26 protein-coding genes are annotated in these 22,233 nt (G+C 62.8%); 15 read left to right on the top strand and 11 right to left on the bottom strand.

From position 1 onward, the window contains the following. Window positions 1-2 precede the first annotated feature (2 nt). Both tldD and ED21_RS04370 read right to left on the bottom strand, forming a co-directional pair. Entirely contained in the window at window positions 3-1,433 is a 1,431-nt protein-coding gene (gene tldD / locus ED21_RS04375; RefSeq protein ID WP_006832629.1) for a metalloprotease TldD, read from the bottom strand. A gap of 51 nt (window positions 1,434-1,484) precedes the next feature. Continuing rightward, window positions 1,485-1,745 carry a zinc-finger domain-containing protein gene (locus ED21_RS04370; RefSeq protein WP_006832628.1) on the bottom strand — a complete coding sequence of 87 codons (261 nt, stop codon included), beginning with the start codon at window positions 1,743-1,745 and terminating at the stop codon, window positions 1,485-1,487. A gap of 55 nt (window positions 1,746-1,800) precedes the next feature. On the opposite strand from ED21_RS04370, the gene ED21_RS04365 reads away from it, so the two are divergent. Continuing rightward, on the top strand, window positions 1,801-2,739 hold the full coding sequence (locus ED21_RS04365) for an ABC transporter ATP-binding protein (protein WP_006832627.1): 939 nt from the start codon (window positions 1,801-1,803) through the stop codon (window positions 2,737-2,739). A 22-nt stretch (window positions 2,740-2,761) separates the two neighbouring features. Here the strand turns inward: ED21_RS04365 and ED21_RS04360 are convergent, their stop codons facing one another. After that, on the bottom strand, window positions 2,762-2,944 hold the full coding sequence (locus ED21_RS04360) for a hypothetical protein (protein ID WP_156787284.1): 183 nt from the start codon (window positions 2,942-2,944) through the stop codon (window positions 2,762-2,764). A 152-nt stretch (window positions 2,945-3,096) separates the two neighbouring features. On the opposite strand from ED21_RS04360, the gene nadB reads away from it, so the two are divergent. After that, window positions 3,097-4,680 carry an L-aspartate oxidase gene (gene nadB / locus ED21_RS04355; protein ID WP_083800367.1) on the top strand — a complete coding sequence of 528 codons (1,584 nt, stop codon included), beginning with the start codon at window positions 3,097-3,099 and terminating at the stop codon, window positions 4,678-4,680. A 5-nt stretch (window positions 4,681-4,685) separates the two neighbouring features. Here nadB and ED21_RS04350 read toward each other — a convergent pair whose 3' ends face one another. After that, a complete protein-coding gene (locus tag ED21_RS04350; RefSeq protein ID WP_006832624.1) occupies window positions 4,686-5,048 on the bottom strand; it encodes a PilZ domain-containing protein in 363 nt (120 codons plus the stop codon). Between the two features lie 136 nt (window positions 5,049-5,184). After that, window positions 5,185-5,517, bottom strand: a complete 333-nt coding sequence (locus tag ED21_RS04345; protein ID WP_083800366.1) for a PilZ domain-containing protein — start codon at window positions 5,515-5,517, stop codon at window positions 5,185-5,187. Window positions 5,518-5,719: 202 nt separating this feature from the next. Here ED21_RS04345 and ED21_RS04340 point away from each other — a divergent pair, with 202 nt between their 5' ends. The 4 genes from ED21_RS04340 to ED21_RS04325 all read left to right on the top strand — a co-directional run bounded on the left by ED21_RS04340 (window position 5,720) and on the right by ED21_RS04325 (window position 11,018). Beyond that, window positions 5,720-6,610 carry an alpha/beta fold hydrolase gene (locus ED21_RS04340; RefSeq protein ID WP_034921406.1) on the top strand — a complete coding sequence of 297 codons (891 nt, stop codon included), beginning with the start codon at window positions 5,720-5,722 and terminating at the stop codon, window positions 6,608-6,610. A 356-nt stretch (window positions 6,611-6,966) separates the two neighbouring features. Then, a complete protein-coding gene (locus tag ED21_RS04335; RefSeq protein WP_006832621.1) occupies window positions 6,967-7,476 on the top strand; it encodes an energy transducer TonB in 510 nt (169 codons plus the stop codon). 602 nt (window positions 7,477-8,078) lie between these two features. Further along, on the top strand, window positions 8,079-10,088 hold the full coding sequence (locus ED21_RS04330) for a ribonucleoside-diphosphate reductase subunit alpha (protein ID WP_369765544.1): 2,010 nt from the start codon (window positions 8,079-8,081) through the stop codon (window positions 10,086-10,088). A gap of 111 nt (window positions 10,089-10,199) precedes the next feature. Then, window positions 10,200-11,018 (top strand): cyclase family protein, encoded by an 819-nt coding sequence (locus tag ED21_RS04325; RefSeq protein WP_006832619.1) that lies wholly within the window; start codon window positions 10,200-10,202, stop codon window positions 11,016-11,018. Between the two features lie 9 nt (window positions 11,019-11,027). Here the strand turns inward: ED21_RS04325 and ED21_RS15020 are convergent, their stop codons facing one another. From ED21_RS15020 to ED21_RS04310, 3 genes are all read right to left on the bottom strand, one after another. Continuing rightward, a complete protein-coding gene (locus ED21_RS15020) occupies window positions 11,028-12,224 on the bottom strand; it encodes a diguanylate cyclase (RefSeq protein WP_198005813.1) in 1,197 nt (398 codons plus the stop codon). Window positions 12,225-12,375: 151 nt separating this feature from the next. Further along, window positions 12,376-12,621 (bottom strand): DUF2171 domain-containing protein, encoded by a 246-nt coding sequence (locus ED21_RS04315; protein WP_006832617.1) that lies wholly within the window; start codon window positions 12,619-12,621, stop codon window positions 12,376-12,378. Window positions 12,622-12,879: 258 nt separating this feature from the next. Then, complete coding sequence (locus ED21_RS04310) at window positions 12,880-13,302, bottom strand: hypothetical protein (RefSeq protein ID WP_006832616.1); 423 nt, start codon at window positions 13,300-13,302, stop codon at window positions 12,880-12,882. Window positions 13,303-13,490: 188 nt separating this feature from the next. Here ED21_RS04310 and ED21_RS04305 point away from each other — a divergent pair, with 188 nt between their 5' ends. Then, the gene (locus ED21_RS04305; RefSeq protein ID WP_006832615.1) at window positions 13,491-14,549 is read left to right on the top strand and encodes a ribonucleotide-diphosphate reductase subunit beta; all 1,059 of its coding nucleotides are present in this window, start codon (window positions 13,491-13,493) and stop codon (window positions 14,547-14,549) included. Continuing rightward, complete coding sequence (locus ED21_RS04300; protein ID WP_006832614.1) at window positions 14,546-15,241, top strand: hypothetical protein; 696 nt, start codon at window positions 14,546-14,548, stop codon at window positions 15,239-15,241. Before ED21_RS04305 ends, ED21_RS04300 begins: the two co-directional genes overlap by 4 nt. Window positions 15,242-15,500: 259 nt before the next feature. Here ED21_RS04300 and ED21_RS04295 read toward each other — a convergent pair whose 3' ends face one another. After that, window positions 15,501-16,001 (bottom strand): thermonuclease family protein, encoded by a 501-nt coding sequence (locus ED21_RS04295; protein ID WP_006832613.1) that lies wholly within the window; start codon window positions 15,999-16,001, stop codon window positions 15,501-15,503. A gap of 290 nt (window positions 16,002-16,291) precedes the next feature. Between ED21_RS04295 and ED21_RS04290 the strand changes: the two genes are divergently transcribed. After that, window positions 16,292-16,612, top strand: a complete 321-nt coding sequence (locus ED21_RS04290; protein ID WP_006832612.1) for a DUF1294 domain-containing protein — start codon at window positions 16,292-16,294, stop codon at window positions 16,610-16,612. A gap of 205 nt (window positions 16,613-16,817) precedes the next feature. On the opposite strand, the gene ED21_RS04285 is transcribed toward ED21_RS04290, so the two are convergent. Further along, entirely contained in the window at window positions 16,818-17,270 is a 453-nt protein-coding gene (locus ED21_RS04285; protein ID WP_233995703.1) for a hypothetical protein, read from the bottom strand. Window positions 17,271-17,407: 137 nt separating this feature from the next. Between ED21_RS04285 and ED21_RS04280 the strand changes: the two genes are divergently transcribed. Continuing rightward, window positions 17,408-18,325, top strand: a complete 918-nt coding sequence (locus ED21_RS04280) for a sulfotransferase domain-containing protein (RefSeq protein WP_006832610.1) — start codon at window positions 17,408-17,410, stop codon at window positions 18,323-18,325. Between the two features lie 61 nt (window positions 18,326-18,386). Then, entirely contained in the window at window positions 18,387-18,932 is a 546-nt protein-coding gene (locus tag ED21_RS04275; protein WP_006832609.1) for a DUF4440 domain-containing protein, read from the top strand. Window positions 18,933-18,935: 3 nt separating this feature from the next. On the opposite strand, the gene ED21_RS04270 is transcribed toward ED21_RS04275, so the two are convergent. Continuing rightward, window positions 18,936-19,553 (bottom strand): hypothetical protein, encoded by a 618-nt coding sequence (locus ED21_RS04270; protein ID WP_006832608.1) that lies wholly within the window; start codon window positions 19,551-19,553, stop codon window positions 18,936-18,938. Window positions 19,554-19,670: 117 nt separating this feature from the next. Between ED21_RS04270 and ED21_RS04265 the strand changes: the two genes are divergently transcribed. The 4 genes from ED21_RS04265 to folD all read left to right on the top strand — a co-directional run bounded on the left by ED21_RS04265 (window position 19,671) and on the right by folD (window position 22,217). Then, on the top strand, window positions 19,671-19,970 hold the full coding sequence (locus ED21_RS04265) for a hypothetical protein (RefSeq protein WP_006832607.1): 300 nt from the start codon (window positions 19,671-19,673) through the stop codon (window positions 19,968-19,970). Between the two features lie 84 nt (window positions 19,971-20,054). Next, window positions 20,055-20,963: an acetylglutamate kinase gene (gene argB, locus ED21_RS04260; RefSeq protein ID WP_006832606.1), complete on the top strand. Its 909-nt coding sequence runs from the start codon at window positions 20,055-20,057 to the stop codon at window positions 20,961-20,963. Window positions 20,964-21,042: 79 nt separating this feature from the next. Continuing rightward, window positions 21,043-21,327, top strand: coding sequence for a YggT family protein (locus tag ED21_RS04255; protein WP_006832605.1), 285 nt, complete (start codon window positions 21,043-21,045; stop codon window positions 21,325-21,327). Further along, window positions 21,324-22,217, top strand: coding sequence for a bifunctional methylenetetrahydrofolate dehydrogenase/methenyltetrahydrofolate cyclohydrolase FolD (gene folD / locus ED21_RS04250; RefSeq protein WP_006832604.1), 894 nt, complete (start codon window positions 21,324-21,326; stop codon window positions 22,215-22,217). Before ED21_RS04255 ends, folD begins: the two co-directional genes overlap by 4 nt. Window positions 22,218-22,233: the final 16 nt, after the last annotated feature.

Raw genomic sequence — 22,233 nt, 5'->3', positions numbered from 1 at the left:
GTTCAGGCGCCGGTGCCGCCCACGGTGATGCCATCGATCAGCAAGGTCGGCTGTCCGACCCCTGCAGGCACGCTTTGGCCGCCCTTGCCGCAGATGCCGACGCCCTCATCCAAGGCCATGTCGTTGCCGATGCCGGTGACGCGGGTGAGCACGCTGGGACCGTCGCCGATCAGCGTGGCGCCCTTGATCGGATGGACGATCTTGCCCTTCTCGACCTTGTAGGCCTCGGTGCAGGCGAAGACGAACTTGCCGCTGGTGATGTCGACCTGCCCGCCGCCGAAGCTGGTGGCGTAGATGCCGTCGTCGACGCGGCTGAGAAGTTCCTCCGGATCGTCGGTACCGCTGCGCATGAAGGTGTTGGTCATGCGCGGCATGGGTGCGTGCTGGTAGCTTTCGCGCCGCCCGTTGCCGGTCGCCGCCACGCCCATCAGCCGCGCGTTGAGCCGGTCCTGCATGTAGCCCTTGAGGATCCCGTCCTCGATCAGCACCGTTTCGCGCGTCGGCGTACCTTCGTCGTCGATGCTGAGCGAGCCGCGGCGGTCGGGCATGCTGCCGTCGTCGACCACGGTAACACCGGGCGCGGCCACGCGCTCGCCGATGCGGCCCGAAAACGCGCTGGTACCCTTGCGGTTGAAATCGCCCTCGAGCCCGTGGCCCACCGCTTCGTGCAGCAGCACACCGGGCCAGCCGGGGCCGAGCAGGACGGTCTGTTCGCCAGCCGGCGCGGCCACGCTGTCGAGATTGACCAGCGCCTGGCGCACCGCTTCGTCGATCCCGCGCATCCAAGCGCCTTCATCGAACAGGCGGTCGTAGAGATAGCGCCCGCCCATGCCGTAAAAACCGGTTTCGCGGCGGCCGTTCTGTTCGGCGACGACCTGGATGTTGAGCCGTACCAGCGGGCGGATGTCGCGCGCGATGTGGCCGTCGGGCCGGACGATCTCGACCACGCTCCAATTGGCGAGCAGGCTGGCGGATACCTGCGCCACGCGCGGGTCCTTGGCGCGGGCCACGGCGTCGATCTTCTCGAGCAGCGCAACCTTTTCCTCGAACGGCACGAGGTCGAGCGGGCACAGATCGGTGTAGAGGTGGCGGTTGGTCCTCTCTGGCGGTGCGGCAAGCGGCTGGCTGGTCGCGTCGAGCAGTCTCAACGTCTCGCCCGCGCGAGAGATGGCGGCGGCGCTGATCTCGTTGGCGTGCGCAAAACCGGTGGTCTCGCCCGAGACGCCGCGCAGGCCGAAGCCCGAATCGCGGCTGTAATCGGCGGTCTTCAACCGTCCGTCGTCGAAGCCGAAGGCTTCGGACGCGATGAACTGTAGGTAGAGCTCGCCATCGTCGCAGGGCGCAAGCAGCTTGGCAGTCAGCGCTTGCGCCTCATCGGGCGTCAGCTTGTTGCCGTAGACGAGGGAAAGCGGGTCGGAAATCGGTGCGGTCATGCGCCCTATGTAGGAAGAGGCGCGCCGCTTGGCGAGAGCTTACCCGCGCTCTTACGGATGGCCCGGGTCGGCGCCTTCGGAAATGTCCATCAGCTGCGACTGGTCGACACCGTCCGCCGGGCCGCCTTCGAGCACAAAGCGCCGGTCGCAATAGCCGCAGTCGACATAGCCGTGCTCGTCGATCTGCAGATAGACCTTGGGATGGCCGAGCGCGATGGGCTTGTAGTTCTCACCGCTACGAATGTCGGTTGCGCCATCGCACCACACGCGGGGGGTGGTGACCTTGGAGACTTCGGGAGGAGGCAGACTCATGGGGGAGGCCGATAATGGGTTTGATTGAAGTGCTCAAGAGGATAGGTGACGCGGCATGACCACGCCTCCCGCGATCCGCATCGACAACCTCGTCAAACGCTATGCCCCGAGCGGACCGGGGGATGAGGGTAAGCTGGCGCTGAAGGGTGTGAGCTTCGACGTTCCGCAAGGCGGGGTGTTCGGCCTGCTCGGCCCCAATGGCGCGGGCAAGTCGACGATCATCAACATCCTGGCAGGGCTCGTGCGCAAGACCTCGGGCCATGCCGAGATCTGGGGTTTCGACATCGACGATAATCCGCGCAACGCCAAGCGTTCGATCGGGATCGTGCCGCAGGAAATCGTCTTCGATCCTTTCTTCACGCCCTTCGAGGTACTGGAGAACCAGGGCGGCTTTTACGGTATCGGGAAGAAGGACCGGCGTAGCGAGGAACTGCTCGGGGCCGTCCACCTTTCCGACAAGCGCAACGCCTATGCCCGGACGCTCTCGGGTGGGATGAAGCGCCGCCTGCTGATCGCCAAGGCCATGGTGCATTCGCCGCCCATCCTCGTCCTCGATGAACCGACCGCGGGCGTGGATGTGGAGCTACGCCGCCAGCTGTGGGAACTGGTGCAGGAATTGAACGCCGAAGGGGTGACCGTGGTGCTGACCACGCATTACCTCGAGGAGGCGGAGCAGTTGTGCGACCGCATCGCCATCATCAATCATGGGGAGCTGATCGCCAACAAGCCGACCCGCGACCTCATCGGCATGGCGCGCGAAAAGATCGTCTCGGTGAGCGTCGACAAGGACCTCGGAGGCCCGATCATGGAGGAGGCCTTCCTCAAGGCCGAAGTGGTCGACCCGCGCCGGCTCGACATCACCTATGATCGCGACAAGGCCAGCGCCGGACAGGTCCTGGCGCTGGTGCAGTCGCATGGCTACGGCATCGAGGATGTCACCACCCGCGAAGCCGATCTGGAAGATGTCTTCGTACAGTTGACAGGCGCAGGCTGACCCGCGCCGAAACTGTCAAGACTTAGCTGAAGCTGCGCGGCCCCAGGCCGGCATCCTTGACCCGCATGACGTCCCAGACGTGGGGTTCGATTTCTTCCATGGGGGTGTGGCAGCACCGGCATTTGCCGACGTGCATGCCGCCTGTCTTGCGCATATTGGCAGAATCGACCGAGTGGCGCCCAAAGGCGCACGAGAGCAAACCCATCTTCATTATTTTACGACCCTTCCCAGATCCCATGCGCCCCCACACGACCCTGTCGATTCGCTGTCTATCGGCTCATGGTTAAAATTTAACTGCCATTTCGGTGAGTCGTTCTCTGCTTGCCGCGTTCCGATTACCTCGCCATGAGGACGCGCATGAGCAACACGCATGATGTCCTCGTCATCGGCTCGGGCGCCGCAGGGCTTACCGCCGCGCTCGAACTTGCGCAGACCAAGAAGGTGCTGGTGCTAGCCAAGGGCAAGCTGACCAGCGGCTCCACCGCCTGGGCGCAGGGCGGTATCGCCGCCGTGCTCGACGCAGGCGACACTTTCGAGAACCATATTCGCGACACGATGGTGGCCGGCACCGGCCTCAACGACCTCGAAACCGTCGAGTTCGTGATCGAACGCGCGCCCGCGGCGATCGACCGCTTGTGTGAACTGGGCGTGCCCTTCAACCGCGCGGAGGGCGATCTCCACCTTACCCGCGAGGGCGGCCATTCGCATCGCCGGATCGTCCATGTGAACGACGCGACCGGCTGGGCGGTGCAGGCCGCACTGCTCAAGGCGGCGGAGGAAAATCCGAACATAACCCTGCTCCCTCACCAGAGCTGCATCGACCTCATCACGGGGCGCAACCAGACCGAATATTCCGGTTCGGGCCGGGTCTGGGGCGCCTACGCGCTCGACGAGGAGAGCGGCGAGGTCGTCACCCATGTCGCGCGCGCCACCGTGCTGGCGGCAGGCGGTGCGGGCCGCGTCTACCTCTTCTCGACGGCCCCGCGCGGGGCCACCGGCGACGGGATCGCCATGGCCTGGCGGGCGGGCGCGCGCGTCTCCAACATGGAGATGATGCAGTTCCACCCGACCTGCCTCTACAATCTCGAGGTCAAGAACTTCCTCATCACCGAGGCGGTGCGCGGCGAAGGCGGGCGGCTGTTCAACCCGGTAACGGGCGAACGCTACATGGAGAAATACGACCCCGAGCGCATGGAGCTGGCCCCGCGCGACATCGTGGCGCGCGCGAATGACGACCAGATCAAGCGCTACGGGCTCGACTACGTCCATTTGGACATCAGCCACCAGCCGCCCGAATTCGTGATGGAGCATTTCCCGACCATCCACGAAAAGCTGATCGGCCTCGGCATCGACATGACCAAGGGGCCGATCCCTGTCGTGCCGGCGCAGCATTACACCTGCGGCGGGGTGAAGATCGGCCTCGACGCCAAGACCGACCTTCCCGGCCTCTGGGCCGCGGGCGAGTGCACCGAAAGCGGGCTTCACGGCGCCAATCGCCTTGCGTCCAATTCCTTGCTCGAATGCTTTGTCTTCGGCGAGGCGGCGGCCAAGGACATCCTCGAATGCTGGGACAAGCTCGACGATCCGCCCGAAATTCTGCCGTGGGACGAAAGTCGTGTGACCGATTCCGACGAGGAAGTGGTCATCAAGCAGAACTGGACCGAGATCCGCCGCTTCATGTGGAACTATGTCGGGATCGTGCGCACCACCAAGCGGCTGGAACGCGCGGGAAACCGCATCGAGATGCTGCGTCAGGAGGTGGAGGACTATTACGGAAGCTTCCGCGTCACCACCGATCTGATCGAACTGCGCAATTTGCTCGAATGCGCGGCGCTGATCGTGAAAAGCGCGCTCAGGCGGCACGAGAGCCGCGGGCTGCACTTCATCCTCGATTATCCGGAAACCGACAGCCTCGCGCGCGACACCGTGCTGATCCCCTGAGCGCTCTACAGCGCTTCGAACGGCCCGAAGTGTGACAGGGGCGGAAGCACGCGGCCGAAGCAATCCTGCGGCCAGTCGCGCGTCATCCCGCTGTCGGCAAGCGCGAAATAGCGCACCGCCGCCGGGCTGATCGGTTCGTCGAATTCGATTCCCACATCGCCCGCCGCCGTCCAGCGCACCGTGCCCGCCACGATGACATCGCCGAGCAGCGAAAGGCTCAGCGCCTCTCCTTTGCGCGGCGGATGCGCGATGTGCCGCAGCCGGCAGCCCCGGCGCGAAATGTCGCCGAGCTCGTAGGTGAGCCCGGCCACCACGTCGCTTCGGACGACGCCCGTAACCCCAACCCTTTCCGCATTGCGCTGGTCCATAATGTCCTCCCCGTCGCACTCGACACGGGGGGTCTGCCGGGAAAAGCTTTATAAATGCTGGAGGCTTTCGCGAATACTTTATTAGAGAATACTTTTGGAGAGGAGGCGCGTCGGCAATTGTAGGCGCGCTCTAGTTTTAGCGGTGGATCGGGACCACCGTCCGAGCCTGCACCCGCATCGGCCAGTCGTCGAGTGCGATTTCCTGCACCAGGGCAAGCGGGACGGGATGCGAAAAGGCGATGCCCATCGCACGGCCCAGCTGCCAGGCAATCCGGCCGCTCACCGAATATCCGGGGATCAGCGACACTTCACACCGCTCCCCCAGATCGGCAGCGCCGTACAGGGTTTCGACCATGCAGCCCATCTGTGAGAGGTTGCGCATCGTGCCGAAGATATCGCGCCCGCCGATTTCGACGCGCACCGTCTCGGACGTATCGCTCCGCTCCCTGCTCCTCCGATCAGTATTCATGTAACCCTCCGCCCAAGTACGTACTATAGATCAGATATGGGAATGTTGAATTGTAGAAAGGCGACAGAAAAGCCGCAGATTTACTCTCTGTTTACTATACAAATCCCGATTTGAAACGCAGCGATGGACATTGCCGCGCTATTGGGGTGATGTAGGCGCAAGGGCCAGAAGGAAGGCCAGCCATCAGGGAAGGGAAGCACCAGTGCCGCAAGTGACCGCCAACGGGATCGACATCCATTACGAAGAGCATGGCAAGGCTGATGATCCAGCCATGCTGCTCATCATGGGATTCGGGGCGCAACTCACCCTCTGGCCCGACGAGTTGGTCGAGGCGCTGGCGATGCGCGGTTACCGCGTAATCCGTTACGACAATCGCGACATCGGACTCAGCCAAAAGTTCGACGGGGTGAAGGCACCGGGCCTCGTAAAGATAACCCTGCTCTCCAAAATCGGGATCACGCCGCAGGTGCCCTATGGTCTGGCGGACATGGCGGCCGATGGCATCGGGCTGCTCGACGCGCTGGGAATTGAGAAGGCGCATATCGTCGGCGCGAGCATGGGCGGGATGATCGCCCAGCACGTGGCCGCGAAATATCCCGAGCGCTGCCTCAGCTTCACGCAGATCTTCTCGACCACGGGCAATCCCAAACTGCCGCCGGCGCGCAAGGAGGCGCTGCAGGCTTTGGTGACGCGTCCTTCGAGCGACGAGGAGGATGCGCTGGTCGAACACGGCATCATGCTGGCACGAACCATCGGCTCGCCCGGCTATCCCACGCCCGATAAAAGGCTGCGCGAACGCACGCTTACCAACGTACGCCGCAGCTTCTATCCCGAGGGGCCCACGCGGCATCTTTCCGCCATCGTGGCGGATGGTGACCGCAGGGCCATGCTGCGCGAGATTACCGTGCCGACCCTGGTGCTTCACGGCGAGGACGATCCGCTCGTACCTTGCGAAGGTGGGCGCGACACAGCGTCCTGCATCCCGGAGGCAAGGTTGAAGACGATCCCTGGCTGGGGGCATGATCTTCCGGTGGAACTGGTCGAGACTCTCGCCGATGAGATCGCCGCGCATGCCGGTGATGCGACGAAGTAGCGAGAGCGTTCGACAAACGGCAAAGCCTCTCGACGAACGACTAGCGTGTCTTTGAGCCGGAGCGGCGAGTCCGTTGCGTGACGTCAAACTTTCTTGAGCACCCGCCGAAACCTCGCAAGCCGAAAAGAAAGTTTTGTTGCAAATTTAAGCAGCAATCGTGCGAATTAGCAGGTTTGCGACATGCTTTCCTGCGTGGTTTGACAATTGTATTTCGTGGTAGCATCAATTCTACCAGGCTGGATTTTGAATCTGACCTGTAAGATCGACCAATGACCGTTCGCTATCAGATCAGAAAGGACTGCCGCGATCCCTGCGTAACCCTCTGCGGCCGATCATCGCTTTTGTATGGAAAAAGGATGATCAAAATGAATAAGGTGCACTCTTTCACTTTCGCGACCGTGTGCTCGGCACTTCTGCTTGCCGAACCGGTATTGGCCGAACCCATTACCGTGACGCCGGAGGTATCCCGGACGGCCTTCGTTCAAAAGGTCTCAAAAGACCTGGATCGGCAGCTCGAAAGAGCGGCGCGCTGGGAGAAAGCCGATGGCGACGGCATTGCGATAGTCCGCTTCACCCGTACTGCTGAAGGTAGGCCGGACAATATTTCGCTTTACCGCAAGTCGGGCGGACATAATCTGGACCGTACGGCTATGCGAGCTGTCGACAAGCTTGATCTGACTGAAGGTATCCCTGCCGGGGCTCGGCAGGATCAGGTCTATCAAGCGAACATTATCTTCGCTTCGAGTGTGCGCGGCCACGCGAAGATGGCAGCCCAGCTGGCTCAAGAAGAGGCTGTCAGACTCGCAATGGGCGAAGAAAAGCAAGTTCTTGCCCTCGGTAGCGCAGCGGCCCGTCCGTCCTCCTGAACCGCGCTACCGTTTCCCGGCGACCCCCAATGATCGGCCGGGAATGCCCCGGCGTCACGTCTTGTTCTGCGGGAACGGCGTGCCGCCGGGGTTCGTTTTTGCCACCCCCCCCGCAAGAAAATGTCCCGGCCCGAGTCGAATGATTCACAAGCCGGCAGCACAATTTTTGCCCGCAAAATTTTTTCAACCAATGCATTTTTGGGCTTGCGATCTCGCAAACCCAGCTTGGTCCACGCGTCGCTGCGTCGCATCATCCCGATGGCTTGCGCCGATAGCCCGTGCGATGCGTTAAATTTGCGTTGACCCTCTTGCGCCGGAATCGCGTCTGATTCACTATCTAGTGGTCGGTTGCCTGGGGGTACCCACAAGACCTAGCGATTAGTCCGAAGCTCCCCATATGGGGGAAACGGCGAATTTGCCCTGGTCTGTGGAGAAAACGGGGAGAAGTTTCGCATCCCGGAAGAGGCATTCGATGATAGGCGGGGAGGGCTCCCGTCGACTCGACAGGAACGCGGCACGACGGGGAAGCGCAGGCCCCGCACGGCCCGCATAGACACAGACGGTGGGGCAACATGGATTTCAAAGGCGGAGACGAAACGGCGATGGCACTGGACCTGGATACCGATAGCACGATCGAGGATACCGCCTCGGCAAAGCCTAAGCAGGCGGAAAAGGCAGTAAGCATGGGTGGCCAGGACAAGAGCAGCGAAGATCTCGTCGCCGCGAAAGCGGGCGAAGCGATGGCTGGCGCCATGACCGAAATAGCCAAGGCCGCGACCGTGAAGGAAGACAGCCACAAGATTCTCGACCGCCGCTTCGACGTGAAAACGGACGAAAGCCGCGACGATCTCCTGACCGAATTCGGCAAGGAGACGCTTGAGGACCGCTACCTGCTTCCGGGCGAAAGCTATCAGGACCTGTTCGCTCGCGTCGCTGATGCCTTTGCCGACGATCAGGACCACGCGCAGCGTCTCTACGACTATATCTCGCGCCTGTGGTTCATGCCGGCAACGCCTGTCCTGTCGAATGGCGGCACGCAGCGCGGCCTGCCGATTTCCTGCTATCTCAATTCGGTTAGCGACAGCCTCGACGGGATCGTAAACACCTGGAACGAAAATGTCTGGCTCGCCTCGAAGGGCGGCGGCATCGGCACCTATTGGGGCAATGTGCGCGGGATTGGCGAGCCGGTCGGCCTCAACGGCAAGACCAGCGGCATCATCCCCTTCGTCCGCGTGATGGACAGCCTCACGCTCGCGATTTCGCAGGGGTCCCTGCGTCGTGGTTCGGCCGCCTGCTACATCGACGTCACCCACCCGGAAATCGAGGAATTCCTTGAAATCCGCAAACCTTCGGGCGACTTCAACCGCAAGGCGCTGAACCTGCACCACGGCGTGCTGGTCACCGATGCCTTCATGGAAGCGGTCCGCAACGGCGAGGAATTCGACCTCCTCAGTCCGAAGGACGGCAGCGTCCGCAAGACGGTGGACGCGCGTTCGCTGTTCCAGAAGCTGGTTGAAACGCGCCTTGCCACGGGCGAGCCCTATATCGTCTTCTCCGACACGGTGAACCGGATGATGCCCAAGCATCACCGCGATCTCGGCCTTAAGGTCTCGACCTCGAACCTGTGCGCCGAAATCACCCTGCCGACCGGTATCGACCACCTCGGCAACGATCGCACGGCGGTCTGCTGCCTGTCCTCGCTCAACATCGAGAAGTGGGACGAGTGGAACACCGACAAGCAATTCATCGAGGACATCATGCGTTTCCTCGACAACGTGCTGCAGAACTATATCGACCGCGCGCCCGACGAGATGGCCCGCGCCAAGTACAGCGCCATGCGCGAACGGAGCGTCGGTCTCGGCGTGATGGGCTTCCACTCCTTCCTCCAGCAGAAGGGCATCGGCTTCGAAAGTCCGATGGCCAAGGTCTGGAACCTGAAGATGTTCAAGCACATCCAGAGCAAGGCCTCGGAAGCGTCCATGGTCCTGGCGCAGGAACGCGGCGCTTGTCCCGACGCCGAGGACATGGGCGCGATGGAGCGATTCAGCTGCAAGATGGCGATCGCGCCTACTGCGTCGATCTCGATCATCTGCGGCGGGACTAGCGCCTGCATCGAGCCGATCCCGGCGAACATCTACACGCACAAGACCCTGTCGGGCAGCTTCATCGTGAAGAACCCGTACCTGGAAAAACTTCTCGACAAGAAGAGCAAGAACTCGACGGCGATCTGGAACTCGATCCTCGAGAAGGGCGGCAGCGTCCAGCACCTCGACTTCCTGACGCCGGAAGAAAAGGCGACCTTCAAGACCAGCTTCGAAATCGACCAGCGCTGGCTGCTCGAATTCGCCGCCGACCGCGCGCCCTATATCGACCAGGCGCAGTCGCTGAACCTGTTCATCCCTGCCGATGTCGACAAGTGGGACCTGATGATGCTGCACTTCCAGGCCTGGGAGAAAGGCATCAAGTCGCTCTACTACCTCCGCTCGAAGTCGGTGCAGCGCGCAGGCTTTGCCGGCGGCGTTGAAGCCGACAACACGGCCGACGCAGCGAAATACGAACTCGCCGCAGGCGCCGAGCAGACCGATTACGAGGAATGCCTCGCCTGCCAGTAAGCGGCGGCGGCAATTCGAAAAGCCCCGTCCTCCGGTAGTGAGGGCGGGGCCTTTTCGTGCCTCATTCCCGCCGCGGGGGTGTGCGAGGCTGGGGCGCAGGAGAAGCCTGCCATGCGCCACGCCAACTTCGCCCTTTCCGCCGCCCTCGCGCTCGCCGCGTGCCAGCAGGGGAAGGCATCGGAAACCACGGCCCCGGCCGATCCCTTCGCCGGCACCTGGGTCGATCTCACCCACGCGCTCGACGAGGACAACGTCTTCTGGCCCACCGCCAGTGAATACGCCCATGTCGAAGTCGTGCATGGCGAAACCGAGGGCGGCTGGTTCTACAGTTCCTACGACCTGCGCCTGTCCGAACACGGCGGCACTCATCTCGACGCGCCGGAGCATTTTGCCGAAGGGCGCCAGACCACCGACCGGATCCCGCTCGACCGGCTGATCGGCCCCACCGCGGTGATCGATGTCCGCCAGCAATGCGAGGAGAATCGCGATTATCGCTTCACCGTCGCCGATGTCGAGCGCTGGGAGCAAGCACACGGACGCCTTCCCGAAGGCGCGATCGTCCTATTCCGGACCGGTTTCGACCAATACTGGCCCGACCGCACCCGCTACATGGGGACAGCGAAGCGCGGGGCCGAGGGCGTGGCCGAACTGAGCTTCCCGGGCTTATCCGAAGACGCGGCGCGGTTCCTTGCCGAAGAGCGCGAGGTGGCCGCGGTCGGTCTCGACACGCCCAGCCTCGACTACGGCAAGTCGCAGGATTTCATCGCGCACCGTATCCTGCTGGGCGAGAATATCCCGGGTTTCGAGAATGTCGCCAATCTCGGCGCGCTTCCGGCAGCGGGCGCGCATATCGTCGCCCTGCCGGTCAAGATACGCGACGGCAGCGGCGGCCCCTTGCGCATCGTCGGCTTCATTCCCGAAGGGGACTAACGCCCTGACCTAGGCCGCGATGCCGGAGAGCACGCTGCGGTTCCGCCCGTCGCTCTTTGCTTGATAAAGAACCTTGTCAGCGCGCTTTAGCAATTTTGACAGGCTCGGTTTTTCCTCGCCAGCGTGCACCACCACTCCGATGCTCACCGTACATCCCAATTTCCTCGGGGGGCTATCGACCTCGATCTCGATCCGTTCGATGCTTGCCCGGACTTCTTCTGCAAATCGACGCGCTTCGCCCGGCCCATCAACGCGCAGCAATATTACGAATTCCTCGCCCCCGAAGCGCGCGGCAAGCCCGGAAGTGCCGCTGGCGGCGTGACGCAGAACTTCCGCGACGGCCTGCAGACCGCGATCCCCGACATCGTGCCCCCACCGATCGTTGATCTCCTTGAAGCGATCGATATCGATGAGCAAGATCGCCGTCTGGCCCGGCGCTTCCGCTGGTGACAACGCGTAATGCCGCTCGAACGCTTTCTCGGCCCAGCGGCGATTTGCGAGATCCGTAAGGGGATCCTGCATCGAAAGCTCGGTAAGCCGGCGATTGCTCTGCTCCAGATCACCCGCCCGGTCTTCCGCCTGCAGGGTGAGCAGAATCGTTCGTTTTTCGAGCCAGCGAATGCGCCGCGACAAGATGCCCGCTGCTACCGCAACCAGAACAAGGATTACCAGGTAAGTGCGGGCAAACTCTCCGCTTCCATGGGTGTGCAGGACAAGCGATCCCGTCGTGATTACGGTGCCGCCGATAAAGAACAGCATCCCCCGTCGTCTGAAAGGAAGTAGAGGAATGGCAAGGCCGAACATGACCAGCACTCCGATCGCCATGAACGCGTTTTCGGGAGGATGGGCATAACTGCTTGCCAAGAGCATCGTAACGGCCAGGCCGCACAATCCCATTCCAAGCAGGACCTTCGAAAGGGCCAGATGAGACGAAGGTGTCAGAAGAACGAAGCAAAATACCGGAATCGTGAACGATAGGCGTAAGGCGGCCACCGCTGCTGCGTGGTCGGGTATGCTAACCACATCGAGAATCAGAGACGCGACGGAAAACAGGAGAGCCACGACCGAGAGAAAGCGCGATTCGTTATGATGCCTTGCGTCGACCGCCCGCTCCAGTGGCGCACGCAAGTGAGGCGGGCAGTGGATTTTTCGTCCCCGCCACCATTCGATCATGCCGGCTTCGACCGGTCTCTTGGCTAATTGCATCCGCATGGTTTGAGCGGGGCAATATCATAGCAGTATTTCAACAGTAGCAGTCGGGAACTACGTAGATTTGCGCATGCAAAAACCCCGCTTGCCCTATTTAGAAGGGCAAGCGGGGTCTTGTTCGTACCGGGACAGGCCCGGCGAATTTTGGTTAGGCGTCTACCACGGCGGCCTTGTTGCCGAGGCCTTCGGGAATGCGTGCGCCTTCCTTAAGATAGATGCGGTTGTCGTCAATCTTGTCGACAACATCCAGCGAGAGGAAGTGGTGCATATCGTCGGAACTGTCCGACTTCGTCAGCTTAATGGCGTCGTCCTTCACTTCATCCACGGTCCCGACGTGGAGACCTTCCGAGTTGGCGACTTCCATGTGTTCCTTAATGCGGAGCTTCTCAAACATATTAAATCCTTTTGTTATAAGTTGGTTACACCTAATCAACGGAAGGACGGCCGATGGGGTCCACGTTTCGTCGAGCCTGATGCACGGGTAGGAGCAACGAACGGAGCAAGCTGGCAACGCTGTCTGCAAGAGGACAGGAAGCATAAAAAAGTTGACGCCCCGCCTAAGAAAGGCGGGGCGCCGGGGGTTCTGCGGAACTTGCCCGCAAAAGGGGAAAACCGAACAAGTTCGCTTTAGCCCCGTACTGTGAAACTCGTGTCAGCTCTCGCCGAGAGGCCGGTTGGCGTCGGCCGCAGCGCGTTCGTCGGGCCGGTCGGATATCTCGCCCGGCTGCGCGCTGTCGCTCTGTGCGATGGGAGCGCTGCCGAAATCGCCGGTTGCGACGTCCTGCTCCATCTGGCCGTCATCGTCGCGCGCATTGCCATAGCCCTGTTGCGCTTCGGCCTGCTTGTTGATGTTTCCGGCCTGGTTGACCTCGTACTGGTCGTATTCCGGACGCGGGCCGCCGGTCTGCGCGTCGAGCGCCTGTTGCTGGTTGCCGGGCTGGGCGCCTTCGTTTTGCTGCTGCTCTTCATGCTGGCGCGTTTCTGCTTCGCGCGGGCCGGTGCGCTTGATCCCGCCCGGTTCGTGTCCGTCGGTAAGCGTTACATCGCGGCTGTCGTTCGGTTCATACTGTCCCATGGGAAATCTCCTTCACCCACTCAACGGACTACCACCTGATGCCGTTCCGCAACTGGTCGCATGCAAAGGGCGCTTCCCGCGGGAAAAGTTACCCAGTTCTTATCCCCACCGAATCATCCCCCCTTGCCTTCGATTCCGCTCCATGATTCCCTATATGAGTCGCTGAACACAAACGCCGGAGACACAAGATGTCGTTGCTCGAAGCCAGAAAGACCTACAAGCCCTTCGAATACCCGTGGGCCTACGAATTCTGGAAACGCCAGCAGCAGATCCACTGGATGCCGGAAGAAGTGCCGCTGGGCGAAGACTGCCGCGACTGGGCGCAGAAGCTGACCGAGCACGAGCGCAACCTGCTCACGCAGATTTTCCGCTTCTTCACCCAGGCCGATGTCGAGGTGCAGGATTGCTACCACGACAAATACGGCCGCGTGTTCAAGCCAACCGAAGTGAAGATGATGCTCACCGCGTTTTCGAACATGGAGACGGTGCACATCGCGGCCTACAGCCATCTGCTCGACACCATCGGCATGCCGGAAAGCGAATATTCCGCCTTCCTCGATTACGAGGAAATGGCCGACAAGCACAATTACATGCAGCAGTTCGGGGTCGATAACGACGAGGACATCGCCCGCACGCTCGCCATGTTCGGCGCGTTTACCGAAGGCATGCAGCTGTTCGCCAGCTTCGCCATGCTGATGAACTTCCCGCGCTTCAACAAGATGAAGGGCATGGGCCAGATCGTCAGCTGGTCGATCCGCGACGAAAGCCTGCATTGCGAAGGCATCATCCGCATGTTCCACGAATTCGTGCGCGAGCGGGATTGCCTGACCAAGGCGGTCAAGGAAGACATCATCGACATCTGCCAGAAGACGGTGCGGCTGGAGGACAACTTCATCGACCTCGCCTTCGAGATGGGTCCGGTGTCAGGCATGACGCCCAAGGACATCAAGAAGTACATCCGCTACATCGCCGACTGGCGCCTGGGACAGCTGAACCTCGACCCGATCTACATGGTCGACGATCACCCGCTGCCCTGGCTCGCCCCGCTGATCAACGGCGTGGAGCACGCCAACTTCTTCGAACAGCGCGCCACCGAATATTCCAAGGGCGCGACCAAGGGCGACTGGAACACGGTGTGGTCGAGCTTCGACAAGCGCCAGAGCGCCAAGGCCGCGAACGAGGAAGAGATCGCGGACGACGGCCCGGGCCTGTTCGAAGACGGCGAAGGGGCTGTGGCGGCGGAGTGATTGGCCGCCTCTTAGTAGCAGCGCCGATATTATACATCGGCGTCTGCTACCTCTATTTGTATCTGGTTCACTTCGGCTTCGGCGGACAATCCGTCGTATTCGCCTCTCCATCTGACATCTTTTCGATCTCGTTTGGGAAAGTCGCCCCTTTCTATTTTTTGATGTTCGGGGCCTACGTTTATGGGCATCTCTATCAGGTCAATGATCCACTTAAGATCAAAGGTCGTGAAGAATTCGAGCAACACCCGACTTTGGAAGGCCCGATAGCATCCTTCCCGATCAAAGCCTTTCCTTGGCTATGCCTATTGGGCTTTGTGATCGCTTATTTCAGTCGCGATACAGTGGTTTTCGTTTTCCTGCTGCTAGCGGGAATACCCTTTTACGCTAAGGCCGCTCGATCGGTTGCGGAAAAGAATGATCTCGACCTTCGAGTGACCCATGCGGTTGCGACATTCATGATGTTCACTGGGATATTGCTGGCTACTGGATTCAGCCATGGATTTTCGCTTCGCTATGATGAATTTGAAGACCTCGTTGGCCACTACCCAACCTGCGGCGAGAGCGTTGTATTGATGCCGGTAGGTGATCGCTTCATCGTCGCTCAACCAGATGGACAGAGAGCCGTCGCGGACGAGAGGTGCGAAGTTCAGTTTCAGTTTAAGAGGCGGAGAGCGACTGTCTGGCCACTATAAGTCCAACGGTTTGCTTGGAGCCAAATCTTGGCTCCACCGCCCTTTCGGCACCGCATAGCTATCCACCCGCCGCTCCGGCTTTTCGTCCCACTGCACATTGACCGCCCATAAGGTCGGGAAGAAATAGAGCGAGCCGTAGTCGAGGTTCGCAAGGGCAAGCGCCCGCCCGCAGCGGGTGCGGCTTGCCGCACGTCTAGCGAGGGAGTCGTAGACGGCCAGAGGCCACCGGCCCGCGGAGGCGGGTTCGCAAAACAAACACTCAACACCACTCCACCCGCTCCGCGCCCCAGCCCATGCCCTCGGCCAGCCCGGCGGCGATCATGTGGTCGGCCAGCAAGTCATCCCCCCGCCGCGCTTCGCGCAGTTCGCGGCCGTATTGGTCGTAGGGAGGCTCCGTCCCGCCGGTCCAGTGGAAGCGGCCCTGGTCGAGCCAGCTTAGCAGCGCGTCGCGGGCCCGGGCGGCTTTCGCGCGCTCGGCCTCGCAGGCGCCGTCCATCTCGGGCGCGTCGAAGCCGGTCAGGCGCACGCGGCGCTGGCCTATCGCGAGCGTGTCGCCGTCGATCACGCAAGGGCCGCGCCCCGCTTCGCCGCAGAGACGGAAGGTCATCGCCACCTCGTCCACCCGTTCGGGCGGGGCCACGGGCTCGCGCAGCGCGAACCATGCGGCCAGCACCAGCGCAAGCAGGACGACCCATTTCGCCCCGCTCGAGACCTTCGTCCTAGGATATCGGCCTTTTCGGAAACGGGCGGGTTTCACCATGGGGCGGGACGATAGGGGTATGCCCAAAGGAGGCAATTCGGGTCGGGGTATTTTCCGCCGCTAACAGCCTGCGCCATCGGGACAATTAACCGTTACGGCACAATTCGCGCCTAGGCCGTGCGGATGAGCCCACGGCCGCGCGGAAACTCGGAAACCGTCTTCACCGGAAGCCGCACGAAATTGCCGCTTGTGATGCCGGCTCGCTTTCGGGAGGGCGCTGGCCCTGGATCATCCTTGTCCTCTCGCCCCTTGTCGGCGTGAGCGTCGCACTTGTCCGGACATATTTCTGAATGCTTCTCGCCTATGAGATCATGGGGCTGTTCTCCCTTACCCCCGAGACAATCGCATACGCCCTCATCCTCGTGAACCTCGTCTCCTTCGCCATTTTCGGCATCGACAAGGCCCTGGCCGAAACGGGCTCGCGCCGGATCAGCGAAGATACCCTGGTGTTCTGGGCGGCTGTCGGCGGGACACCCGGGGCCTTCGCCGGTCGCGCGCTGTTTCGCCACAAGACCCGCAAGCAACCGTTCTCAAGCTATCTGAAGATGATCCTCGCCAGTCAGGGCGCGTTGCTTTGTTTCTGGGTTTTCACAATTTACCGGGGCGTGTGAACGGGGCGTAGCGGTAGCGAGGCACAGGAGCCACTTTCCTACCCTTCGCCGCTCCGCCATCCTCGCAGCCATGACGCACACGAAAACGGCCCGCATCCTCCCCGGACGCGGGCCGTCTTGCGTCCGGCGCGGATTTTTCCGCCAGGACCGTGTTCCATCTGTTCCATCCTGTCGGAGCGGCGCGCAGGCCGCTCCAACAGCGAGGTCAGAACAGGAGCGTCTGCGGATCGGGCATGGGTTCGCGCCTCTGGGCCTTCATCAGGCTCATCACGCTGCGCACGCCGAACCAGATCGCGATCACCGGGAACAGCAGGAAGCCGATCAGCACCATGCTCAGCAGGAAGGCCACGATCCCGGCGAGGAAGGCGAACCAGAAGGTGCGGATGAGATAGGTGTAATGCGAAGCCATCCAGCCCTCGGCCCGCTCGCCCTGCCAGACGTGGGCGAGTACCACGCCGACAAGGCCGGTGATCCCGGTGACGAAGCTGGCGAGGTAGAGCAGCGCGATCACCGTGGGGCGATTGGCGTCGAACTCGCTCGATTGCACCTCGCGGCGCGGGCTGCTGCGTGTGGGCCGGTTGGGCGTGTCGCTGCGGGGCGGGGCCTCGCCCATCTGCGCGCGATCGCCGTCGAGGTTGGTGTTCCTGTCATCCATCATGCATCCCTCCTCCCGTGGATAGGACGTCCACGATACCGCGCTTTGCGCAAAAGCCCAAATGCGCCGCCCATCTTGCCGCCTCGCCCCCACTTGCTAGGATGCGCGGCGCCGGGTCGCGCCTTTGCCGGGAGCGATGCATGACTGTAGGGCTTGGCCGCCGCGCGCGGACGATCGAGGAATTCGGGATCAACATGGGCGCGCTCGCCGCGCTGAGCGAGCCCAAGCCGCACCACACGATCGACCCGCAGCCGGGCGATACCTTCATCACCAGCTGGGCCAAGAGCGGCACCACCATGACCCAGCAGATGTTCCACCAGCTGCGCATGGTCGCCGCCACGGGGCAGCCCGACATGGACTTCGACGACATCAGCCGGATGACGCCGTGGGAAGACACGGCGACCATGGTGGATCTCGACGTCAACGCGCCCCAGCGCGCCGCCCCGCGCGGGTTCAAGAGCCACCGCGAATACGAACGGCTGCCGCAAGGCGCGCTCTACATCGTCACGCTGCGCGACCCGCACGAGACCTATGTGTCAATGCACCGTTTCTTCGATGGCTGGCACCTCGAGCGCGGCGCGCTGGCGCTGGAGGACTTCATGCCCCTGTGGCTCGGCGGGGGACCGAATGGGTGCGACTATGCGACCCACCTGCTGAGCTGGTGGGCGCGGCGGGACGAGCCAGATACGCTGCTGGTGACCTATCGCTGGGCGGCGAAGAACCAGCCGGAGATGGTGCGGCGGATGGCGGCCCTGCTCGGGATCGAAGTAAGCGAGGACGAGGTCGCCAAGGTCGTCGAATGCACCTCGCGCAGCTTCATGCATGCGCATAAGGACCGCTTCGACGACGCCCTGGTATGCGCCGCGATGGAGACCTATCTCGGCATTCCCGCCGCGAGCGATTCGACCAAGGTGCAGGCGGCGGGCAGCGATGTGAAGACGCTACCGCCCGAAACCGCTGCTGCGATTGACCGCCTCTGGGCCGAGCGCATCGAACCGGTAACGGGCCACGCCGATTTCGCCGCGCTGGCGGCCGAGCTGGAAGGGCGCATGGCATGACAAGGCTTGACGCGCGTCCCATGTGTATTATGTGTGCAATACACCAAGGGAAAGGAAATCGATGACTCTGCTTGCCGCCATACTGCTTGCGCAGGCCGCCGCCTCCGCGCCGTCCGACCCGCCGGCCCCCATGCCTGTGGGCGAGGACATGACAAGTCGGATCGAGACCAAAGATGCCAAGCTCTTCTGGGGCTTCTTCGAGGGATGCGATCCCGACATGGTCGCCGATCTTCTCCATCCCGACTACCGCATGGTGCACGATCTGGTCGGCCTTCCGCACGACAGCGCTGCAGACATCATCGAACAGTCGCGCGAGCAATGCGCCCGCCGCGCTCCCGGCGGCGATGCAGAGGGGTACAGGAACCGCCGCCTGCTCGTACCGGGCAGCCGGACGATCAAGCAGCTGGGCACATGGGGCGCGCTGGAAGAGGCGCATCACACCTTCCACGAATGGCGCGGCGAGGAGGATGGCTGGGTCCAGACCGGAGGCGGACGCTATCTCCACATTTGGCAGTGGATGCCGGGCGAAGGGCGCTTCCGCCTGCTCGAAAGCCTGAGCCTCGACCACGGGGCCGCGCCGCAGTACCCGCCAGCAGGCGCCGGCTGAGGCCTATTCCCAGCCCCAGGCCGGGGGCGGCGGGGCGACAGGCTCGGTCAGATCGAACTCGACGCGGAACAGGCGGGTGGGATCGTTGCGGCGCGTCAGCAGGTAGGCGAAGCGCGCGCCCGGCGTGCCCGTGGGATCGACCTCGACCCGCCAGACATTGGTCAGCGAGGCGTTGAGGCCTTCGCGTTCGAACAGTGCGATCGAAAAGGCGTCGACGGGAAAATCCTGCACTCGTTCAGTCCCGGCGGAGAGCGTGTCACCGCCATATTGCGTGACCGCGTCCTCCACGCCGTCCGCATGGCGGTGGTCGTGCTTGAGCCGGAGGCCGTCGGCAGTGCGCGTCACGACCCAGGTGCGCGAACGGTCCCAGCCGGACTTGTCGGCATCTTGGACATGGAAGGCTATGGCCGTGCGGGCGTCGCTGCACTCGGACCAGTGCGCGATCATGGGCCGCCCGCGAAAATCGGCGTCGCGCGCGTCGGTGCTGACAAGCGCGCCGTCATAGGCCTTGCCGCAATGGCTCTGCAGCGCGGTCCAGAACCGGTCCTGCGGGGTGGGCTGAGGCGTGGTGGCGCAGGAAGCGAGCAGCAGGGCGGCGAGGGGCGTGAGGGCGTATCTCATGCGCGATCTTGTAGCGGTTCGGAGCGGCGAGGGAAGGGGCGGCTCACAGGGCGGGGCGGAACGGCTGGCAGGGCGGGTCATTGATATAGCGAAACCCGTTCCAAGGAGACAGAACCCATGACCGCCCCCGTACCCGACACCAAGGCTCCCGGAACCCGCTGGATGTGGGTCGCCGTGATCGTGTTGCTCGCGGTCGTCTTCATCGGCTTCCTGCTGTTCGGCTCGCGCGCCGATGCACCCGAGACCATTCCCGATTACGCCGTGACAACGCAGGAAGAGCGCCTCAACCAAGACCTGCCGCTGGCGACCGACGAGGACTTGCCAGCGATCAGAGGCGCCGAAGTTGATACCATGATCGAGGCTGAAGGCGGCGAAGTGGAAGTTGTGACCGACACAGAAACCGCTGAGGCGCAGTAATCAACAAGAGCTTGCCGCCCGGCAATGGGCCGCGCTAACGCCTGCGTATCCCTTCCCGGTCGATACGCAGGCGTTTCCACTTCGATGACCCAGCCCCAGAACCCCTCGGCCGGCGATGCCAGCGCCAAGGCGCAGACGCTGATCGAGGCGCTGCCCTATTTCCAACGCTATGCCGGACGCAGCTTCGTGGTCAAATACGGCGGCAACGCGATGGGCGACGAGGACGCGGCGCGCGAATTTGCCGAGGACGTGGTGTTGCTGAAAGCGGTCGGCATCAATCCGGTAGTAGTGCATGGCGGCGGCCCGCAAATCGGCGCGATGCTGGAAAAGCTCGGCGTCGAGACGCAGTTCATCGACGGGCTTCGCGTAACCGACAAGGCTACCGCCGAAGTCGCCGAAATGGTGCTCTCTGGCGCGATCAACAAGGCGATCGTCGGCTCGATCGCGCGCGCCGGGGGCAAGGCGGTCGGCATCTCGGGCAAGGACGGCGGTCTCGTCACCGCGCGCAAGGTGGAGCGCACGACCAAGGATCCCGAAAGCAATATCGAGCGCGCGCTGGACCTGGGCTTCGTGGGCGAGCCCAGTGCGGTCGACACCACCATCATCGAGACGGCTACGGCAGCCGGGATGATCCCCGTCGTCGCCCCCATCGGCTCGGACGAGGAAGGCCATACCTACAACATCAACGCCGACACCATGGCGGGCGCGCTGGCGGCAGCTCTGGGCGCGGCGCGCCTGCTGTTGCTGACCGATGTCAGCGGTGTGCTCGACAAGGAAGGCAAGCTGCTCACCGACCTGAGCCCTTCGGACATCGCGCATCTGCGCGCCGACGGCACAATCAGCGGCGGCATGATACCCAAGCTCGAAACCTGCGTGTCGGCGGTCGAGGCGGGCTGCGAGGCGGCAGTCGTGCTCGACGGGCGCGTGCCGCACGCCATGCTGCTCGAATTCTTCACCGCTCGCGGCGCAGGGACGCTGATAAGCGCAGCTTAGGGGTGGCGGGGCCGAGCGCCCTCTTGTAAAGGCTGAGGCCATCGGGACTGCCAATTTTTAGCAACGGGATCGTTCGCACGTGCTGCTTACCCTCTACCAGATCATCGAGATGATCACCTCCATCTTCGTGATGCTGATCATCATCCAGTTCATCATCGGCCTGCTGTTCGCCTTCAACGTGGTGGGCCGCAACGAATTCCTGATGAGCTTCTACGACGGCATCAACCGCCTGCTGGAACCGGTCCTGCGCCCGATCCGCCGACGGATGCCCGATACGGGCGCGATCGATTTCTCGCCGCTGGTGGTGATCATCGTGCTGCAGATCATCCTTCTCGTCCTGCGCAACATCATCATGTCCGTATGACCGCGGAACGGATCGACGGAAAAGCCTTTGCCGCGCTGTTGCGTGAGCGGGTCGGCGCGCTGGCGGCGCAGTTCGAGACCAAGGCCGGTCGCAAGGCGGGTCTAGCCGTGGTGCTGGTGGGCGAGGACCCGGCCAGCCAGGTCTATGTGCGCAGCAAGCACAAGGCGACCGTGGCCGCCGGCATGGAAAGCTTCGAGCACCGCCTGCCCGCCGATACGAGCGAGCCGGACCTCCTTGCACTGGTCGAACAGCTGAACAGCGATGACGCGGTGGACGGCATCCTCGTCCAGTTGCCCCTGCCCGAGCATCTTGACGACCAGGCGGTAATTGCATCGATCAGCCCCGACAAGGATGTCGACGGCTTCCACGTGACCAATGCGGGTCGTCTTGCGGTCGGGCAGAGCGGTTTCGTCCCATGCACGCCGCTGGGCTGCATGATGCTGCTGACCGACCGGCTGGGCGACCTTTCGGGTCTTGAGGCGGTGGTGATCGGGCGCTCGAATATCGTCGGCAAGCCGATGGCGCAGCTGCTGCTCGGCGCCAACGCCACCGTGACCATCGCGCATAGTCGGACCAAGGATTTGCCCAGCGTTGTGAAACGCGCCGACATTGTCGTCGCCGCCGTCGGGCGCGCCGAAATGGTCAAGGCCGAATGGCTCAAGGACGGCGCGACCGTGATCGATGTCGGCATCAACCGCCTGCCGCCCGCCGAGGGCGAGCAGAAGGGCCGGCTGGTCGGCGATGTCGATTACGCGGGCGCCGAGGGTGTCGCTGCCGCGATCACGCCCGTGCCCGGCGGTGTCGGCCCGATGACCATCGCCGTGCTGCTGAGGAACACGCTTGTCGCGGCCTATCGCAACGCGGGGCTCGACGTGCCGGAAACGCTTTAGGGAGCCGTACTTTTCT

It is taken from the genome of Erythrobacter sp. SD-21 (genome assembly GCF_000181515.1).
Taxonomy (GTDB): Bacteria; Pseudomonadota; Alphaproteobacteria; order Sphingomonadales; family Sphingomonadaceae; genus Qipengyuania.
Note: the sequence above shows the minus strand (reverse complement) of the source record. Positions and strands in the feature narration are given on the sequence as shown.

Excerpts from the sequence above, each read along its gene's own strand:
- tldD (WP_006832629.1), bottom strand. The coding sequence starts at position 1,433 with ATGACCGCACCGATTTCCGACCCGCTTTCCCTCGTCTACGGCAACAAG.
- ED21_RS04370 (WP_006832628.1), bottom strand. The coding sequence starts at position 1,745 with ATGAGTCTGCCTCCTCCCGAAGTCTCCAAGGTCACCACCCCCCGCGTG.
- ED21_RS04365 (WP_006832627.1), top strand. The coding sequence starts at position 1,801 with ATGACCACGCCTCCCGCGATCCGCATCGACAACCTCGTCAAACGCTAT.
- ED21_RS04360 (WP_156787284.1), bottom strand. The coding sequence starts at position 2,944 with ATGGGTTTGCTCTCGTGCGCCTTTGGGCGCCACTCGGTCGATTCTGCC.
- nadB (WP_083800367.1), top strand. The coding sequence starts at position 3,097 with ATGAGCAACACGCATGATGTCCTCGTCATCGGCTCGGGCGCCGCAGGG.
- ED21_RS04350 (WP_006832624.1), bottom strand. The coding sequence starts at position 5,048 with ATGGACCAGCGCAATGCGGAAAGGGTTGGGGTTACGGGCGTCGTCCGA.
- ED21_RS04345 (WP_083800366.1), bottom strand. The coding sequence starts at position 5,517 with ATGAATACTGATCGGAGGAGCAGGGAGCGGAGCGATACGTCCGAGACG.
- ED21_RS04335 (WP_006832621.1), top strand. The coding sequence starts at position 6,967 with ATGATCAAAATGAATAAGGTGCACTCTTTCACTTTCGCGACCGTGTGC.
- ED21_RS04330 (WP_369765544.1), top strand. The coding sequence starts at position 8,079 with ATGGCACTGGACCTGGATACCGATAGCACGATCGAGGATACCGCCTCG.
- ED21_RS04325 (WP_006832619.1), top strand. The coding sequence starts at position 10,200 with ATGCGCCACGCCAACTTCGCCCTTTCCGCCGCCCTCGCGCTCGCCGCG.
- ED21_RS15020 (WP_198005813.1), bottom strand. The coding sequence starts at position 12,224 with ATGCAATTAGCCAAGAGACCGGTCGAAGCCGGCATGATCGAATGGTGG.
- ED21_RS04315 (WP_006832617.1), bottom strand. The coding sequence starts at position 12,621 with ATGTTTGAGAAGCTCCGCATTAAGGAACACATGGAAGTCGCCAACTCG.
- ED21_RS04310 (WP_006832616.1), bottom strand. The coding sequence starts at position 13,302 with ATGGGACAGTATGAACCGAACGACAGCCGCGATGTAACGCTTACCGAC.
- ED21_RS04305 (WP_006832615.1), top strand. The coding sequence starts at position 13,491 with ATGTCGTTGCTCGAAGCCAGAAAGACCTACAAGCCCTTCGAATACCCG.
- ED21_RS04295 (WP_006832613.1), bottom strand. The coding sequence starts at position 16,001 with ATGGTGAAACCCGCCCGTTTCCGAAAAGGCCGATATCCTAGGACGAAG.
- ED21_RS04290 (WP_006832612.1), top strand. The coding sequence starts at position 16,292 with ATGCTTCTCGCCTATGAGATCATGGGGCTGTTCTCCCTTACCCCCGAG.
- ED21_RS04285 (WP_233995703.1), bottom strand. The coding sequence starts at position 17,270 with ATGATGGATGACAGGAACACCAACCTCGACGGCGATCGCGCGCAGATG.
- ED21_RS04280 (WP_006832610.1), top strand. The coding sequence starts at position 17,408 with ATGACTGTAGGGCTTGGCCGCCGCGCGCGGACGATCGAGGAATTCGGG.
- ED21_RS04275 (WP_006832609.1), top strand. The coding sequence starts at position 18,387 with ATGACTCTGCTTGCCGCCATACTGCTTGCGCAGGCCGCCGCCTCCGCG.
- ED21_RS04270 (WP_006832608.1), bottom strand. The coding sequence starts at position 19,553 with ATGAGATACGCCCTCACGCCCCTCGCCGCCCTGCTGCTCGCTTCCTGC.
- ED21_RS04265 (WP_006832607.1), top strand. The coding sequence starts at position 19,671 with ATGACCGCCCCCGTACCCGACACCAAGGCTCCCGGAACCCGCTGGATG.
- argB (WP_006832606.1), top strand. The coding sequence starts at position 20,055 with ATGACCCAGCCCCAGAACCCCTCGGCCGGCGATGCCAGCGCCAAGGCG.
- folD (WP_006832604.1), top strand. The coding sequence starts at position 21,324 with ATGACCGCGGAACGGATCGACGGAAAAGCCTTTGCCGCGCTGTTGCGT.